The sequence below is a fragment of the Blautia sp. DFI.1.216 genome (assembly GCF_020594215.1).
GTDB classification, from domain to species: domain Bacteria; phylum Bacillota; class Clostridia; order Lachnospirales; family Lachnospiraceae; genus Blautia_A; species Blautia_A wexlerae.
Window position 1 is genome coordinate 72654 of sequence record NZ_JAJDML010000002.1, and the last position, 15612, is coordinate 88265.

Below are 15612 nucleotides of genomic sequence, written 5' to 3' on the forward strand. Positions count from 1 at the left end.
ATCGACCTAAAAGACCAGTATTTTGGTACAGAGATTGAGATGACAGGTATCAGCCGCTATGATGCGGCTGTTGCGATTGGAAGAATGTTCGGAACAGAGCCATATCATATCCGTTCTTACGATTCCTGGTGTGTAAAAGATTCAGATGGAAAAACGTGGAAATTTTCAAGAGACAGCAGTATCGACTGTGAAAGGCTGGCAAATGGTACTGTAATAGATGCCGATGGAGATTATTCGACAGAAATGGTATCCCCGAAATTGGAATATTCGGAAATGGGGAAACTCCAGGAAGTGGTGCGGTGTGTCAAAAACGCAGGTGCTTTTGTCAATTCATCCTGTGGCATGCATGTCCATGTGGACGCATCCAATCATACACCAAGGAGTCTGAAAAATGCACTGACGATCATGTACTGCAAAGAGGATATTCTGTTCAAAGCCTTAAATGTACAGACGAGAAGGGAAGATGAGTATTGCCAGAAAGTCCGTCCTATGGTATTGGAGAAGATCCGCCGGATGCCAAACAGCACCATCACGATGGAAAAATTCAAAAGGGCATGGTATGAGGGAAATGACGGAAGCTCCGAGCATTACAACTGGACAAGGTATTATGCCTTAAACCTACATGCTGTTTTTTCCAAGGGAACACTGGAATGGCGTTGTTTTGAAAGCACCCTCCATGCAGGAAAAGTCCGGTCGAATATCACACTGGCACTTGCCATATCCGCACAGGCGATCAACCAATCTTGTACCCATGCAAAAAAGACGGAGATCGGGGATAACCCGGCATTTACGTTCCGCACCTTTCTGCTCCGCCTCGGATTGATCGGGGACGAATACAAAAATGTACGGAAGCATCTACTTGCCAATCTGGACGGGGATAAGGCATGGCGGTATGACAAAAGTACCTATGCCTGTCTGCAGAATCCAAGACGGACAGATGATGCGAGATAACAGAATAATGAGAACAGACAGGCCGGGTGGAAACATCCGGCTGTTCTTATGCAAAATGAAGAAAAAGAAGAAAGAGGTAGAAAACATGAAGAGTAAATATCGATTCAGGCGAATCCTTTCAGGGGTGATGGCGGCAGTCACCATCTTATCCACGGTCATTTCACCGCTGACGGTGTATGCTTCGGAAGAGCCGAAAGCGGCGGAACCGCCAGCGTATGAATCCGTAAAGGATCAGCTGGATGAAAATGAAGTGGTAAAAGCCACCGATCTGGAGCTGGAAGTCGGACAGGACTTTGATGTTTCCACGGATTTTACAAATTTGGAAATCAAGGACGAAAGCAAAGTCAAAGTGACATTCCAGAAAGCAGAGAATGACGCCGGGGAGAACTTCAGCACCAGCCATGCAGACACTTACCATGCCGTTTATTATGTGGAGCCAGTCAACCAGAACCACCCGGTTTATCAGATTGGGAGAAACCTGATCGTAAAAGAGCCTGTGACAGCAGCTCAGAGTGAACCGCAGACAGAACAGGCAGTTACCGAAGAGGATACAGGTTCTGATGATGAGGAAGCTGCCTCGCAGGAAGAAACTGAGACAGTGCCTGTAGAAACAGAAATTGTTGAGCCGGAGACAGCTGAATCTGAAACAGAAGAACCGGAAGAAACAGAACCCGAATTTCAGGGTGGACTTTCTGAATCTGAGTTTGATGCCGCATTAGAGGAAGCCGAAACAGAAAATACAACCGATAAAGAATCCGGGCTGACACTCAGCGATGTTCTGGAGCAGGCAGGGGAACAGGATATTGACCTTATGGCAATGGAAGATGGGGAAACCGTTTCTTTCACCGCAGTCAATACCAGTACAAGAGCAACACAGGATGTAGATGTGACAAGAGGGACTGCATACTATTATGCAGACTACGGTCTGGGTTCTTATGTAACCTATAAATATACCGTAAAATTTGGAAACGTGTCTGCAACTGCCTACTGTGTGCAGCCGTCAAAAGCAGGACCTGGGGATGGTGTTTATAAGATCACCAAACTGGGTGACAGCAAAGCACTGGCAAAAGTATGCTACTACGGCACAAAAGCATCCGGCGAAAATGGATTTTTCTCAGAGAAACATCCTGATTTTTCCGCTGGAAAACAGTTTATCATTGTCCATCTGGCTGCGTCTTATGCCAATAACAGTAGTGACGCTTTTTCCGGTACGAATGCAACCGGACAGGCTCTGGCAATGGAACTCTACAATTATTGCATGAGCCAGCCGGAGATACCGGAAGTGGACATGAGTTTCTCCAATGCAGATGTTACCGCATATATCAGCGGCAACAGCCAGAGAACAGAAGAGATCACCTTTAAGGCATCCGAACTGCAGACCATCACCATGAAACTGCCTTCCGGTGTCAAACTGCATAATGTGACAACGGGAAAAACAAGCAGTGCAGGTGCATCCGTGGAGATCTGCGGCGGTACCAAATTCTACTTATCTGCACCGCTGACACAGGCAGTGGATGTCAAAGGGGAATGGTCTGTTACCATGAAGGGAAGCATCATCAAAGACTATTCCGCTTACAAGATCACAACCGGAAGCGAGACACAGGACCTTGCCCTGGTATTTGGCGAGGGCGTGACCGATGAGAAGTATGTAGATTTTAAAGTGTCATGGGTAAAACAGGCAACTCTGGAGATCGTAAAGAAGGACCGCAAGAGCAACAAAGCCATCGCAGGTGCAGTTTATGGCGTTTACAGTGACAAGGATGGAAAGAACTTGATCACAAAGATGCCGGCCACAGATGCCAACGGAGCTTCCAGCGTTACGATCACCAAAACACAGGATACCGTATACCTGAAAGAGATCTCCGTACCAAACGGATATCTGCTGGATACCAAAGCCTACGATGTGAAACTGGTCATCGGAGATACTGTAAAACAAACCGTTACCGATGCAGAGCAGATGGCAAGCCTGACTGTTTATAAATTAGGAGAAGTCCTGACCGGAGCAAAGGTAACTGATGATGGTGTTTCCTTTGTTTATACCGAGCAGAAACAGAAGAGTGCGGTTTACAATGTTTATGCCGCAGCGGATATTGTATCCGCAGACGGAACCGTCATTTATAAAAAAGACGCACTGGTCAAAGCCGGACTTACTACCGGGGATGACGGAAGTGTCACACTGGATAATCTATATCTGGGAAAATATGTGGTAAAAGAAATGCAGGCACCACAAAATCTGATATGCACAGGCGAAAGCCAGGAAATCACCCTTTCCTATGCCGGAAGCAATGTGGAGAAGGTCATGGGAAGCGTGACATTCAAAAATGACCGCCAAAAAGCAAGCGTAAGCGTATACAAACAGGATAAGGAAACCAGGAAATACCTTCCGGGCGGCACTTATGGCCTGTATGCCGGAAACGACATCAAAGCAGCGGACGGAACCGTTGTGGTCAAAAAAGATACCCTCATTGAGAAGGTAGTGACCGGAACAGACGGAAAAGCCGTATATCAGGCAGACCTGCCGATCGCTAACAGCTACTACATGAAAGAGGTTTCTGCACCGGCCGGATATACCAGAAACAGTGAGGATGTGTACTCTTTTACGTTCCAGTACACCACAGACAAAGAGGCAACCGTTTCTTTCAGCCACACGTTCCAGAACGAGCGTGTCAATGCGAAGATCAAACTGGTAAAAGAGGATTCCGAAACCGGAAAGACCGCACAGGGAGATGCAACCCTTGAGGGTGCGGTTTACGGACTGTATGCCCGTGAGGATATCGTTCATCCGGATGGACAGACAGGTGTCCTTTACCCGGCAGGAACGCAGATTGCAACCCTGACTACGGATACAGAGGGAAATGCAGAAATCGCAGACCTCTATCTCGGAAAGTATTACGTGAAAGAATTGACGCCGCCTGTTGGATATCTGGCAGACCCGGAAGAACATGATCTGGAGTGTAATGACGAGGGAGATCTGGTTCAGACGGTAGAACGTACCGCAACTTCTCTGGAAGATGTGATCAAACAGCCGTTCCAGGTCATTAAAGCAGCCAACAATGGTAAGACCGATGCCGATCTGTTAAAAGGTGTGGGATTCAGTGCATATCTGGAGAGCAGCCTGAAGAAAAATAAGGACGGTTCCTATGACTTTGCATCTGCAACTCCGGTTGTACTGACCGCAGACGGACAGACAGAAATGTTCACGGATGAGCGTGGATATGCATGCTCCATTCCGCTTGCATACGGAACCTACATTGTAAGGGAGACCACCACACCGCACAACTTCAAACCAGTCGATGACTTTAAGGTTGTGATCTCGGAAAACAATCCGGATCAGCCGCAGGTATGGCGTGTGCTTCTGGACGAAGAGTTTGAAGCAAAATTAAAGATCGTCAAAAAAGATGACGAGACAAAGAAATCTGTCCTGGTTCCGAATACTGAGTTTAAAGTATACGATCTGGATAACAAGAAATATGTGGAACAGGTGACCACCTACCCATCTACTATGGTACATAAATCTTATTTTACGGATGAGAATGGATACCTGATCCTGCCACAGAATCTGGCTTGTGGAAATTACCGCATCGAAGAAGTGACTGCACCGGATGGATACACCCACAGTGCCAATACCGTGGAAATCAAGGTAGACAGCGATACTGCATACCAGGAAGATCCGGTCAGCGGTGACCTGATCATCGAGGTGGAATTCGAGAACCACCCGGCAAAAGGCAGACTGACCATCCACAAGGAAGGAGAAGTAGTCAAAGGTTTTGACAAGGATTTCACCTATGAGGAAGCCAGCCTTGCAGGAGCCGTGTTTGAGGTTTATGCCGCAGAAGATATCTATACCGCAGACCATCAGAAAGATGAGAACGGCAACCGTTATCTGGAATATGCCAAAGACACACTGGTGGCAACGGTGACAACCGATGAAACCGGAAGTGCCGTAGTAGAGAACCTTCCGCTCGGCAAATACCGTGTAGAAGAGAAAAAAACGCCGGAGGGCTACACCTGGAATGCCAAAGGCGAAGAAGTAACTTTTACCTATGCCGGACAGGATACCCCAGTCGTAGACGAAGAAGTGACTTTTACCAATGAACGCCAGAAAGTAAGCATCACCGTGGAAAAACAGGATGCAGAAACAGGAAGCACGGTAGCTGGAGCTACATTCGGTCTTTACAATAAGAACGAGATCAAATCCGGTGACAAGATTATTGTGAAAGCAGATACCTTATTACAGGAGATCACAAGCGATGAAAAAGGACAGGCACACTTCACCCTGGACCTGCCGCTTGGAACTTATTATGTGAAAGAAATTTCTGCACCGGATGGTTTTGTATCTTCTGACGAGATACTGGAATTTGATGCCACCTATCAGGGGCAGGACATTCCGACCATCAAGCTGAAATCTGTGAAGAAGAACCAGCCGACCACCATCGAGGTGACAAAATCCGACCTGACCACAGGCGTAGAGCTGAACGGGGCATCCCTTTCTGTTCTGGACAAGGATGGAAATGTGATCGACAGCTGGACTTCCGTAAAGGATGAGCCTCATGTGATCAAATACCTGACCGTTGGAAAAACTTATACCCTCCGTGAATCTCTTGCACCGCTTGGTTATTTAAAGACCACGGATGTGGAATTCACCGTTCAGGATACCGCAAAAGTACAGAAAGTGGAAATGAAAGACGATGTGCCGAAAGCCCTGCTGATCGTAAACAAGAAGGGTGAATTCCTTGATAAGATCACCCTGCTGGACAATGTCAAAGGCGTTGTAGAGCATCTGTTTGAGTACATCACAGGAAGCCTGTCAGACGTTACCTTTGAGATTTACGCTGCAGAGGATATCAAAGCAGCCGATGGTGTAAGCCCGGATTATTATGCTAAGGACGAGCTGGTGGCAACCGTGACTACTGATGCAAACGGTGTTGCAGAAGTATCTGACCTTCCGGTTGGAAAATACTATGTCAAAGAGGTGGGCACAGCATATGGTTATGTGCTGGATGAAGAACCACGATATGTAGATCTTTCCTACCGCGATCAGGATACCCCGGTTGTCGTATACGATGAGGACTGGCAGAACAACCGCCAGAAGGTGAAAGTGAACGTCCTGAAGAAAGAAAAGGATACCGGCCGTGTATTAAAAGGCGGCATCTTTGGATTGTACACTAGGAACGATATCCTGTCCGCATCTGGAAAGGTGCTGATGGAAGCAGATACCCTGATCGAGTTAAAAACAACAGATGTAGATGGAAAGATTTCCTTTATTGCAGACCTGCCGATTGACGGAACCTATTATGTGAAGGAGCTGTATGCACCGGATGGATTTGTTACCACCGGAGAAGAACAGGAATTTGTTTTTGAGTACCAGGGAGACAAAGAAGCAGAAGTGTCCTATGAGTTCGTATTTGAAGATGAGCCGACAACCGTGGAACTTTCCAAAACCGATCTGACCACAGGCGAGGAACTGCCGGGAGCCAGATTACAGCTGACGGATGAAAACGGGGCTGTTGTTGAGGAATGGACATCCACCAAGGAGCCGCACATCATCAAAGAATTGGTTGTAGGAAAATCGTACACCCTGACAGAAACCAAGCCGGCCGATGGATATGCCACTGCGGAAAGCATCACATTCACCGTGGAGAATACTGTAGAGATCCAGAAACAGGTAATGGAAGATGATGTGACCAAAGTGGAGATCAGCAAAACGGATATTACCGGAGATAATGAGATCGAAGGAGCCAAACTGACCATCACAGATGAAAATGGCAATATCGTAGAAACCTGGACTTCCGGTAAAGAGCCGCATTATATCGAAAAACTTCCAATCGGTAAATACACCCTGAAAGAAGAGCAGGCTCCAAACGGTTATGTCGTTTCGGAAGAGATCACCTTCGAGGTGGCAGACACCGCAGAGATCCAGAAGGTAGCCATGAAAGATGATACCGCAAAGGGACGTCTGATCATTGAGAAAACGGACAAGGATACCGGAGCTGCACTGAAAGGTGCGGAATTTGAATTGAGGGATGCCGATGGCAAAGTGGTAGAAACCCTGACCACTGATGAAAACGGTCATGCAACCAGCGGACTGCTTGCAATCGGAACTTATAAGGATGGCAAATTTGATAAGGCAGCCATTTATTATCTGGTTGAGACCAAAGCACCGGAAGGATATCAGATGGATGAGACCAAGCATGAAGTGACATTTACTTATGTAGATGACAAAACCCCAGTGATTGAAGTCATCCAGAAAGTGACGAACGAGAAGCTGCCGGAGGACACCCCGTCTGTAAGTAACCCGAAAACAGGCGATGACACCAACCTCTGGTTTCCGGCCCTGTGCCTAATTCTTTCCACAGGCGGTCTGATCGGCATGGGTGTGGCATCCAGAAGAAAGAAGAAAAAAGGGGGCAGATAGGCTGAAACAATTATATTTTGCGTATGGAAGCAACATGGATCTGGACCAGATGGCATATCGGTGTCCAAAGGCGGAGATGGTAGAAACCGTCCGCCTGGAGGGGTATCGGCTGACCTTTGCAGCCGCAGGAAGCGGTCTTGCCACCATCTTCCCGGAAGAGGGAAGCCATGTGGACGGCGTCCTCTGGTCACTGACCGGGGACTGCGAAAAGAGCCTAGATCTTTATGAAGGCTATCCTGATTTTTACGACAAACAGGAAATCACCGTCAAGAATAAAGGCGGAAGAGAGATCAAAGCCATTGTCTATATCATGACAAAAGATTACATGCAGAACTTTAATCCGCCCGGACGGTCGTACCTGACCGGAATCTTAAAGGGCTGCAGACAGAACCAGATTCCGACAGAGCCGATCCTGAAAGCAGCCAGAAAACCGCCTGTGCCGGGACAGACGCAGAAAAGCCAGCCAAAGAAGCAGAGGAAAGCCGGACAGGAACGATGAAAATCGCGAAAAAACTTTTTCAAACGGTATGCCTTGCAGCACTTTTCTTAAGTGCCGGGTTCCTGCTTTACCATATGGTATATCTCCCAATGGAGAACAAAAAGCTGGTGGCAGAGCTGAAAGGGAATTTCCCGGAGCCGGAAGCTCCGGGAGCCTCAGGATCTGAAAAGAAAGACCAACCAGCTGGGAGAAAATGCCCGGTGGCTGCGGTAGACCTTGTTTCTCTCCAGGAACAATACCCGGATGTGCAGGGATGGCTGACCATACCGGATACCGGGATTGATTACCCGGTGCTTCAGTCCAAACAGGAGAATGGGGAGTTTTACCTGAAACGGAATTACAAAAAGGAATATGACATCAACGGAAGCCTGTTTTTACAGGCAGACTGTAAAGTGTCCGAAAGCAGGAATCTCATCATTTACGGTCACAACATGAACAGCGGGGCGATCTTCGGAAACCTGGACTTATATGCAGGGGAAGATTATTATAACGCCCATCGTTTTGCTTATCTTCAGACAGAGGACGGCATTCAGGAGTATAAGATTGTCACGGTACTGAAAGCAGACCGGAATCTGTTCCCGTTCCAGCAGAAACTTCCAGATGTGGTGGCCGTGCAAGAGTACCTAAAAGTAGCCAAGCGGAGGGAAGTGTTCGAAACCGGAGATGATTACCTGAAGTGTATATACGATAAGGTTTTGACGCTCGTCACGTGTTCATATGAATGGAGCGGTGCCAGGAATATCGTCCTGGCGGTGCCGGTTTCCGGGGCAGTGTGGAGTCAGAAGTGTTCGTAAGTACCCGAAAAGTGCAGAAAATGAGACAAATAATGACCGCATGGGCAGGGATGTGTTCAAAACAGGGGAGTATATAAAGGGTGTATGCCAGGTGTATTCAGATGGAAAATGTGTTCAAAAGTGGAAACTTTGGTAAATACTCTACGGAATATCAGCGAATGCTCTAACGAAAAGTGTCTGAAAGCCCCCAAAAAGTGTAGAAATGAGACAAATGATGACCGCACAGACTGGGAAGTGTTCAAAACAGGGGGATTATGTAAGGGTGTGTGTTGGTAGTATTCAGATGGAAAAAAGTGTCTGAACGTACTAGAAAAGTGCAGAATGTGAGACAGCTCATAATCCAGATCCGGCAGGAAGTGTTCCAAAAAGGAGTGCTTTCTGCTGGATCTATTTAGTTTATAACGAGCAGCGAGTTTTGACTCGTTGGAAAGGATGGTAATAATTATGAAACGATTTTATACAGCAGAATCCGTAACGGAAGGACATCCGGATAAGCTCTGCGACTTAATTGCAGACAGTATTCTGGATGCGTGTCTGAAAGAGGACGAAAATTCCAAGGTGGCCTGCGAAGTGCTGGCTACTAAAGGGAACATCATTGTGGCAGGAGAGATCACCAGCCGATATGAGCCACAGGTGTTTGAAATCGTCAGAAAGGTGTTGGAGAGTGCAGGCTATGAAGCAGATGGAATCCATATGGATGCCCTCATCCACAAACAGAGTCCGGATATCGCCGGGGCAGTGGAACGTTCCAGAGAACGCAGGACAGGGACTGTTTCTGTTCAGAGCGGACTTGCCAATGGAGCCGGGGATCAGGGAATCATGGTGGGATACGCCTGCGATGATACGCCGCAGCTTATGCCGATGCCAGTGGTTCTGGCGAACCGCATCGTAAGAGAACTGTCTGCAAGCCGTAGAAGCGGATATATCACGGGAATCTTGCCAGATGGAAAGGCGCAGGTGACCGTGGAGTATGAAGATGACAGACCTGCCCGGCTGGATACCGTCATTGTGTCCTGCCAGCATGAAAAGGAAAAATCCCTTCGGAAGCTGGAGCATGAGATCCGGGAGAAAGTGTTACGCCCGGCACTCCGTATGCTGCCACCGGATGAGGATACCAAGATCCTGATTAACCCATCGGGCAGATTTGTGTGCGGAGGTCTGGATGCAGACACCGGACTGACCGGAAGGAAACTAATGGTGGATACCTACGGCAGCCTGGTACCGCATGGCGGCGGTGCATTCTCCGGGAAGGATTGTTCCAAAGTTGACCGTTCCGGGGCATACATGGCCCGTTACATCGCCAAAAACATGGTAGCTGCCGGACTTGCCAGCCGATGCCAGGTGTCCCTTGCCTATGCCATTGGGGTTGCCCAGCCAGTCATGGTGCAGGTGGATACCTTTGGAACGGGAAAGATCTGTGCGGATGACTGCCTCGCCGCAGCGATCCCTCTGGTGTTCGGGCTTACCCCAAGCCAGATCTGTGACACCCTGCACCTGAAGCGGCCAATCTACCGACAGAGTGCGGTGTTCGGGCATTTTGGAAGAAAGGAATTCCCGTGGGAGAAAACGGATAAGGCAGAGCAGCTCCGGGATACCGTGATGTAATGCCGTGGATTCCGGAAGAAGAAATCAAACGTGCAAGGGAGATCACCGCCATTGAATACCTGAAGAAATATCAGCCAAACCGTCTGAAAAAATCTTCAGCCAGAAATGAATGGGAGCTGACAGACCACGACAGCTTTAAGATTAACGAGCAGACCAGCCAGTGGCACTGGAAATCCAGAGATATCGGGGGCACCAGTGCTTTAAATTTCCTGATTCATGTAGACGGGTGTTCTTTTCTGGAGGCAGTGCAAATGCTGAAAGATGAGTATCCCACCTATATCCCTCCTCCAGTGGAAGCAAAGCCAAAGAAGCCATTTGTCCTGCCTACGGCCAGCCCAGACTGCCGCAGGGTGTTCCGCTATCTGAAAGAGCGGGGCATCAGTGGCGAGGTCTTACAGCGGTGTGTTCATTTGGGAATCTTATATGAGAGTCTGCCCTACCACAATGCCGTGTTCATAGGACGGGATGAAAACCAGGTGGCAAGATATGCTTTCCTGCGTGGGATTTACGATGCCAGCGGAAAGGCTTTTAAGATGGAACAGGCCGGAAGTGAAAAGGCATACGCTTTTTGTGTTCCGGCGAAATCGGGATGCAGACGGGTTGCTGTTTATGAAGCCTGTGTGGATGTGCTTGCCCACATGACATTGGAACAGAGACAGGGAAGCCGGGATAAGTACCGTCTGGAGCTTGGCGGGATCAGCGCACCAAAAGAAGGGCAGAGCCAGCGGAGCATGAAAAAGCCGCAGGCATTGGAACATTTTCTGTCCCAGCACCCGGAGATCACCGAGATCGAAGTGTGTACCGACAATGACTTTGCCGGACGGTGGGCGTGTGAACATATCCGAAAAGCCTACGAGGGAAGCTATCGGATCATCGAGAACCTGCCGGAAATCGAAGGGGCAGACTGGGCAGACATGGCAAAAATGGCTGCCCGTACACCGGAGAAACGGCAGAATAGGGAAGCGAGGTGATGCTTTGAAAGATAAAATAGAAGTGGAAATGCTGTCACCTCTGATGGCAGAGTTTATTCCGGACTATTCAGATATTGTGAATCTGGATGATGCGGAGCCATTGGAAGGACCTGACCTGGTGCAGTATCAGACATCCATCGCAGAAAAGGTTGACGAGATCAATCGGCTCGGTATGCCTGACAACCAGCCATGCAACCTGATCGATTATTTTGACCAAAACAAGGACATTAAGGAAAAAGTGGAACGCATTACAATGGCGGTAAAGGAACAGGAGGGCGTTTTATATGGCTGTGCAAACCTGACACTCCGGGAGAATCTGACACCAGAGGAATACCGTGTGGTGGGGCAGTATCTGAGAGGGCAGTACAGCGATGGCTGGGGAGAAAGTCTGGAACAGCGGGAGATCAAGGTAGACGGTGGTGAATTATACTTACATTTCTATGTTGGTGCCGGCTCGGATTTCCAGATACAGGTGAAAGCACCGGAAAACGGTGTGCAGGAAAAGCAGCCGGAACAAAAGCCGTCCCGTCCAGAACTTAAGCTCTTAGGGCATGACGGAAATATTTTCTCAATCCTTGGGGATGCCGCAAGACTGCTTAGACGTGCCGGGATGTCCGAACAGGCCAACGAAATGGCGGATCGTGTCCACAAGAGCAGCAATTACTATGAAGCGCTGGGAATCATCAGCGAATACGTGAAAACCGAGCTGTCGGACCACCGTGAACAGCCCAGAACGCCAAGAAAAGAAACACTGAAAAAAGAGGATACCTGCCGATGAGCAGTTCCATAAAGAAAAGCACTTCCAGAGAAATCTGGAAAATAAGCGACCGAAAGGATGATGCCTATGGGAAATACCCTGAAACTTGAAGATCTTTTAAAACCGGACTGTGTGCCGGATGAGTCTGCCGGAGGGGAGAACTGGCGTATCCTGCATGGAGATACCTTAAAACTGGTCAAAGGATTCCAGCCGGGGATCTTTGATGCAGTTATAACCGATCCGCCCTATGCGTCCGGGGGAACCAAGCAGAACGAACGCAACCGAACTACCAACCAGAAGTACAGCAGCATGAAAGCAGAAAATGCCCTGCCGGATTTTGATGGGGATAATAAAGACCAGCGTTCCTGGACCCACTGGATGGCAGAATGGCTGTACGATGTGCGGAAAGCCTGCAAGAGAGGGGCTCCGATCTGCCTCTTTATTGACTGGAGACAGTACCCGTCCATCACCGATGCCCTCCAGTGGGCAGGGTGGATCTGGAGAGGGACTGCCGTCTGGGACAAGGGGAACTCCCGTCCGCAGAAAGGCAGATTCCGCCAGCAGGCAGAATATATTGTATGGGGAAGCAACGGACCGATGCCGATCAACCGCCCGGTGTCCTGCCTTCCGGGTGTGTTCCGTTATGGGAATCCCCAGAACCGCATCCATGTGACAGAAAAGCCGCTCCAGCTGATGAAGGATGTCATCCAGATCTGTGAGCCGGGCGGCCTGATCTTAGACCCGTTTGCCGGAGCTGGTACTACCATCCTTGCGGCGGCAGAGTCGGGGTTTCAGGCAGTCGGCATTGAAGTGACCGATGCGTATTATAAGCTGGGAAGCGACCGTGTCCGCATTGCACTGGAAGCTGGGGAAGAAGCGGAAAACAAAGAACCACAGTAGCCGGATGTCTGGCAGACATCTGAAAAAGAGAAGAAAAGAATCCAGATGTCCACAAGACATCCACAGAGCGGAATGCTTTGTGGGTGTTTCTTTTTGGAAAAACGCCGGGCAGAGGAAACCTGTCCGGCCAGGAAAGGAGATGGTCGTATTGGAACAGGCACTTGCTTATGTCTGCTGTTCTGCAGAAGAAGGAAAGACCAAAGTACAGCGGTACTGCCGGAAGATCTACGAACTGGGATATGTGCCGATCTGCCCGCAGTACAGCTTTTCCCCATTCCTTGATGACGGGGATGCAGAGGATATGCAGGCCATGCGGAGAATGTCCCACCAGATATTAAGGCGGTGCAGGATGGTGGTTGTCTGCGGAAAAGAGACCACCGGGACGATGAACACGGCGATCAGCATGGCTGACAGACTCCATATCATCTGTACCACACTGGATGGGTTGAGCAAAATCAAGGAAAATGAATGATTCAGAAAAACAACTGGTTCAGAGGGGACGAAACCGGATGCGACTGGTTTTGCAAGCATAGCGTTTGGATATCCAAACGCACTTTGGGGAGAACCCCAATCCCCCATACCGAGCCGTAAACAGACGAAAGGAGAACGAAAAAATGTTGGGATTTATACTTGGCACAATGACCGGAGGAGTAATGGGCGTTTTTGCAATGTGTCTTTTCATAGCTGGAAAACGTGAGGATGAGGCATTGGAGCGGTGCCGGATGAAACCAAAGGAGATCATTGACCACGGCGTGTGCATCTGTTTTGTAAACAGCCAGGGAGAGGAACTGTTCCGTCTGGCAGACGGGGAAAGCCTTGTGCAGAATGCCCCAAATGGAGAGCGGAACGTATCCACCTGCCACTATCTGGATGCCGATTCTGCTATGATTGATGGGAAAAAATGGAACCTCCTGGAATTCGCAAAAGAGATGGAAAAGAGAGGGATCATGTTCGCCCCGATGGAGCTGTGCCAGGTATCGGAAAGGGGGTGAGGTCCATATGAAGAAAAAGATCATTGCTGCAGCGGTAGCCATCGGCGTCCTGGCAGGTTTCCTGATCTGGAAAAATCGTGAAATGTAATGACGCAACCAATAACCCGTTGGAAAGCAGGTGAAGAGATGAGAAAAAGGAACCATGTGATACCAGTCCGCCTCAATGCAAAAGAGCTGCGTTTTCTGGAAGAGCAGGTAGAAAAAAGCGGCCTGTCCCGTGAGGAATACATCCGTTCCATTGTCATGGGTGGCGAAGTCCGGGCAAGACCCTGTGAGCATCATACGGAGCTTTTGCGGAAAATATCCGGTCTGTGCAACAACGCCAATCAGCTTGCCCATGTAGCCAATGGCTGTGGGATGGCCGGGGAAGAGAGTATCCGGGAAATGCTCCGCATGACGAAAGAGACATGGAGGCTGGTCAAAGAGGAATGGTAGCCGATGGCATACACCAGTATCATCCCGGTCAGCCGTCTGGACAATTCCATCACGTACATCCGAAACAAGGATAAGACCACCAAGAAAGGGCAGAGTGCCGGCTCTCTGGAAGAAGCCATCGATTACGCCATGAATCGGGACAAGACGGAGCGTTCCGTTTTTGAGGATGCCATCGGCTGCGTCTGTGAGACTGCCTATCAAGATATGGTAGCTACGAAGAAACGATACCACAAGATGGACGGAGTACAGGGGTACCATCTGGTGCAGAGCTTTGTCAAAGGGGAAGTCACCCCGGAGCTTGCTCACCAGATCGGCATGGAAATGGCAGAAAGGCTCCTTCAGGGAAAATACGAAGCAGTCATCACCACCCATCTGAATACGGAGCATTACCACAACCACATCGTGTTTAATTCCGTGAGCATGGAAGATGGGAAAAAGTACCACAGCAACAGCAGGAGTTACTATGAGGATGTGCGGAAAGCTTCGGATGCCTTATGCCTGAAATACGGCTTATCTGTCATCGAACCGAAAAACGGCAAAGGGAAATCCTATGCACAGTGGATGGCAGAACAGGACGGAAAGCCGACCTGGAGAACCTCGATCCGTCTGGACATCCGGGATGCTGTGGCAGAGAGCTTCACATGGAAACAGTTTCTGGAACAGATGAAGCAGAGGGGATACCAGTGGAAGCTGAACCGGAAGTACATTGCATTAAAAGCACCGGGGATGGAACGGTATATCCGTCTGCGGAGCCTTGGGAAGCATTACTCGGAAGAGAGCATCCGGCAGTGGATCTTGCAGCCCAAGAGCAGGATACCTGCTGGAAAAGAAGGAGATTCCAGATTCCCTAAAAAGAAGTTAAAAGGGATACAGGCCCTGTACTATTCCTATCTGTACCAGATGGGTGCCCTAAAGCAGAAGCCGAAAAGGATCTCCCCGGTGCTCCGGGCAGACATCCGAAAACTGGATGCCAGGATCGAGCAGATGGAATTTCTACAGAAGCATCAGATTACTACCCGTGAAGAGCTACTCGCCTACCGCACATCGTTGGAAGAGAGGGTACAGGCACTCACGAAAGAGCGGAAGCGGCTCTACCGGAGCGAACCGGACAGTGTCAGGATCGGTCAGATCACCGAAGAACTGAAGCCGCTTCGAAAGGATATCCGCATTTGTATCCGGATCGAACAGCAGTCCCAGGAGATGGAAGAAAAGATGCGTCTGGCAGAGCAGATCCAGAGACAGGAAGAAGAACAGACGGAGAAAAACAGAAAACCGAGAACAGAAAGCAGGTGA

The 15612-nt window shown here is 49.2% G+C and carries 12 protein-coding genes; all 12 read left to right on the plus strand.

Going from position 1 to position 15612, the window contains the following annotated elements; translation table 11 throughout:
* The 12 genes from LJE11_RS01255 to LJE11_RS01310 all read left to right on the plus strand — a co-directional run bounded on the left by LJE11_RS01255 (position 1) and on the right by LJE11_RS01310 (position 15612).
* Positions 1-951, plus strand: a complete 951-nt coding sequence (locus tag LJE11_RS01255; protein WP_071849528.1) for an amidoligase family protein — start codon at positions 1-3, stop codon at positions 949-951.
* 85 nt (positions 952-1036) lie between these two features.
* Positions 1037-7366: a SpaA isopeptide-forming pilin-related protein gene (locus tag LJE11_RS01260; RefSeq protein ID WP_306557251.1), complete on the plus strand. Its 6330-nt coding sequence runs from the start codon at positions 1037-1039 to the stop codon at positions 7364-7366.
* A gap of 1 nt (position 7367) precedes the next feature.
* Complete coding sequence (locus tag LJE11_RS01265; RefSeq protein ID WP_082426267.1) at positions 7368-7865, plus strand: gamma-glutamylcyclotransferase family protein; 498 nt, start codon at positions 7368-7370, stop codon at positions 7863-7865.
* Complete coding sequence (locus LJE11_RS01270) at positions 7862-8659, plus strand: class B sortase (protein ID WP_055267993.1); 798 nt, start codon at positions 7862-7864, stop codon at positions 8657-8659. The genes LJE11_RS01265 and LJE11_RS01270 overlap by 4 nt, the downstream gene beginning before the upstream one ends.
* 444 nt (positions 8660-9103) lie before the next feature.
* Positions 9104-10264 (plus strand): methionine adenosyltransferase, encoded by a 1161-nt coding sequence (gene metK, locus LJE11_RS01275; protein ID WP_227295335.1) that lies wholly within the window; start codon positions 9104-9106, stop codon positions 10262-10264.
* Complete coding sequence (locus LJE11_RS01280) at positions 10264-11235, plus strand: DUF3991 domain-containing protein (RefSeq protein WP_227295337.1); 972 nt, start codon at positions 10264-10266, stop codon at positions 11233-11235. The genes metK and LJE11_RS01280 overlap by 1 nt, the downstream gene beginning before the upstream one ends.
* A gap of 4 nt (positions 11236-11239) precedes the next feature.
* Complete coding sequence (locus tag LJE11_RS01285; protein ID WP_070102285.1) at positions 11240-12013, plus strand: hypothetical protein; 774 nt, start codon at positions 11240-11242, stop codon at positions 12011-12013.
* A 66-nt stretch (positions 12014-12079) separates the two neighbouring features.
* Positions 12080-12892 (plus strand): DNA-methyltransferase, encoded by an 813-nt coding sequence (locus LJE11_RS01290; RefSeq protein WP_015513369.1) that lies wholly within the window; start codon positions 12080-12082, stop codon positions 12890-12892.
* Between the two features lie 148 nt (positions 12893-13040).
* Complete coding sequence (locus tag LJE11_RS01295) at positions 13041-13364, plus strand: DUF7768 domain-containing protein (RefSeq protein WP_172678593.1); 324 nt, start codon at positions 13041-13043, stop codon at positions 13362-13364.
* A gap of 142 nt (positions 13365-13506) precedes the next feature.
* Positions 13507-13884 carry a DUF3789 domain-containing protein gene (locus LJE11_RS01300; RefSeq protein WP_025577043.1) on the plus strand — a complete coding sequence of 126 codons (378 nt, stop codon included), beginning with the start codon at positions 13507-13509 and terminating at the stop codon, positions 13882-13884.
* Between the two features lie 126 nt (positions 13885-14010).
* Positions 14011-14319 carry a plasmid mobilization protein gene (locus LJE11_RS01305; protein ID WP_019162193.1) on the plus strand — a complete coding sequence of 103 codons (309 nt, stop codon included), beginning with the start codon at positions 14011-14013 and terminating at the stop codon, positions 14317-14319.
* Between the two features lie 3 nt (positions 14320-14322).
* On the plus strand, positions 14323-15612 hold the full coding sequence (locus LJE11_RS01310) for a relaxase/mobilization nuclease domain-containing protein (RefSeq protein ID WP_021650207.1): 1290 nt from the start codon (positions 14323-14325) through the stop codon (positions 15610-15612).

Bases quoted from the DNA above. Each gene is read 5' to 3' on its own strand.
- LJE11_RS01260 (WP_306557251.1), top strand. From the start codon at position 1,037: ATGAAGAGTAAATATCGATTCAGGCGAATCCTTTCAGGGGTGATGGCG.
- LJE11_RS01280 (WP_227295337.1), top strand. From the start codon at position 10,264: ATGCCGTGGATTCCGGAAGAAGAAATCAAACGTGCAAGGGAGATCACC.
- LJE11_RS01300 (WP_025577043.1), top strand. From the start codon at position 13,507: ATGTTGGGATTTATACTTGGCACAATGACCGGAGGAGTAATGGGCGTT.
- LJE11_RS01270 (WP_055267993.1), top strand. From the start codon at position 7,862: ATGAAAATCGCGAAAAAACTTTTTCAAACGGTATGCCTTGCAGCACTT.
- LJE11_RS01305 (WP_019162193.1), top strand. From the start codon at position 14,011: ATGAGAAAAAGGAACCATGTGATACCAGTCCGCCTCAATGCAAAAGAG.
- LJE11_RS01290 (WP_015513369.1), top strand. From the start codon at position 12,080: ATGGGAAATACCCTGAAACTTGAAGATCTTTTAAAACCGGACTGTGTG.
- metK (WP_227295335.1), top strand. From the start codon at position 9,104: ATGAAACGATTTTATACAGCAGAATCCGTAACGGAAGGACATCCGGAT.
- LJE11_RS01310 (WP_021650207.1), top strand. From the start codon at position 14,323: ATGGCATACACCAGTATCATCCCGGTCAGCCGTCTGGACAATTCCATC.